General features: G+C 68.9%; 2 protein-coding genes. Both read left to right on the forward strand.

Features of this window, described 5'->3' with window-relative positions:
* Window positions 1-184: 184 nt before the first annotated feature.
* Complete coding sequence (locus RMO12_RS13240; RefSeq protein WP_309639649.1) at window positions 185-325, forward strand: hypothetical protein; 141 nt, start codon at window positions 185-187, stop codon at window positions 323-325.
* Between the two features lie 56 nt (window positions 326-381).
* Window positions 382-2,178 (forward strand): ATP-dependent RNA helicase HrpA (hrpA, locus tag RMO12_RS13245; RefSeq protein ID WP_309639650.1); only part of this gene is annotated, 1,797 nt, incomplete at its 3' end.

Here is a 2,178-nt window from a genome sequence, read left to right on the forward strand (position 1 = left end):
GGCCGCCTTCTACGGCGATTTGTTCGGCTGGACGATCCAGTCCATGGACATGGAGGGCGGCGAGTACCGCGTCATCAAGGTCGCAGGCGCGGCGCTGGCCGGCATCATGAACATGCCGCCCGGAGCGCCGACTATGCCGCCAACCTGGGGTGTCTAGGTCACCGTCGACAACGTCGACGAGAGCGTGCAGCGCGTCGCCGCGCTCGGCGGCAAGGTGATGGTGCCGCCGACCGACGTGGCCGGCGTCGGCCGCTTTGCGCTGATCGCCGACCCGCAGGGCGCCATGCTCAGCCTCATCACCTACGGCGCGCAGACGGGTGACTGACCTTTCCGCGCAAGGGCAATGAGTCGGCCCGACCCGATAATCGCGCCTTCGTGAATTTGCCAACTTCTCGCGAGCGCGCACCGCCCCAGGCGCGCCCGCTCCCCCCCATCACTTTCCCCGAGGCGCTCCCGGTCTCGGCCCGGCGCGAGGAGATCGCGCGCGCCGTCACCGAGCACCAGGTCGTGATCGTGTGCGGTGAGACGGGCTCGGGCAAGACGACGCAGCTGCCCAAGCTCATGCTGGCGCTCGGGCGTGGCAAGGCCAATGCGAAGGCGGGCGAGCGGCCCCGCCTTATCGGCCACACCCAGCCGCGCCGCATCGCCGCCAGTTCGGTGGCCAAGCGCATTGCCGAGGAGCTGAACACGCCGCTGGGCGAAGTGGTCGGGTTCAAGGTGCGATTCCAGGACCGGCTCACGCCGAACGCGTCGGTCAAGCTCATGACCGACGGCATCCTGCTGGCCGAGACGCAGACCGACCCGCTGCTCACGGCCTACGACACGCTCATCATCGACGAGGCGCACGAGCGCAGCCTCAACATCGACTTCCTGCTCGGCCACCTGCGCCAGATACTGCCGCGACGGCCCGACCTGAAGGTGATCGTCACCTCGGCCACGATCGACGCCGACCGCTTTGCCAGGCACTTCGCTTCGAGCGCCGGTCCGGCGCCGGTGATCCAGGTGTCGGGACGGCTGTTTCCGGTCGAGCAGCGCTGGCGGCCTTTTGAAGAGTCGCGCGAACACGACCTCAACGACGCGATCGCGGATGCGGTCGACGAACTGTGGCGCGCCAACCCGGGCGACATCCTCGTCTTCCTGCCCGGCGAGCGCGAGATCCGCGAGGCCGCCGACCACTTGCGCAAGCACCTGGCGCACGAGGCCAACAAGGCGCATCGCGGCGGGCCGCAGGCCGAGATCCTGCCGCTGTTCGCGCGCCTCTCGCAGGCCGAGCAAGACCGCGTCTTCGAGACCGGCAACGGGCGGCGCATCGTGCTGGCCACCAACGTGGCCGAGACCTCGCTCACCGTGCCCGGCATTCGCTACGTCATCGACGCCGGCACCGCGCGCGTCAAGCGCTACAGCTACCGCACCAAGGTCGAGCAGTTGCAGATCGAGCCGGTGAGCCAGGCGGCGGCCAACCAGCGCGCCGGGCGCTGCGGGCGCGTCGCCGACGGCATCTGCATTCGCCTCTACGACGAGCCCGATTTCGCGGGCCGGCCGCGCTTCACCGACCCCGAGATCATGCGCAGCTCGCTGGCCGGGGTGATCTTGCGCATGAAGGCGCTGCGCTTCGGCACGGTCGAAGACTTTCCCTTCCTCGAGCCACCTCCCAAGAAGGCCATTGCCGACGGTTATGCGCTGCTGAACGAACTCGGCGCGACCGACGACGACAACGAACTCACGGCGGTGGGCAAGGAGCTGGCCAAGCTGCCGCTCGACCCGCGCGTCGGTCGCATGATCCTGGCCGCGCGCGAACGCGAGTCCCTCACCGAGGTGCTGGTGATCGCCAGCGCGCTCAGCGTGCAGGACGTGCGCGACCGCCCGCTCGAGCAGCAGCAGGCGGCTGATGCGAAGCACAAACTGTTCGACGACGAGCGCTCCGAGTTCATGGGCTACCTGAAGCTCTGGAACTGGCTCGAAGAAGGCCGCGGCATCCATGGCCATGCGGGCACCGGCACCGACACGCCCCGGCTTTCCAACCGCCAGCAGGAGCAGCGCCTGCGCGAGCACTTCGTCTCGCCGCGGCGCGTGCGCGAATGGCGCGACATCCATTCGCAGCTGCACACGGTCGTTGCCGAGCACGGCTGGCGCTTGAACGGCAGTCCCGCGACCTACGAGCAGATCCACCTGGCGATG

This window comes from Methylibium sp., assembly GCF_031393925.1.
GTDB lineage: Bacteria > Pseudomonadota > Gammaproteobacteria > Burkholderiales > Burkholderiaceae_C > Methylibium.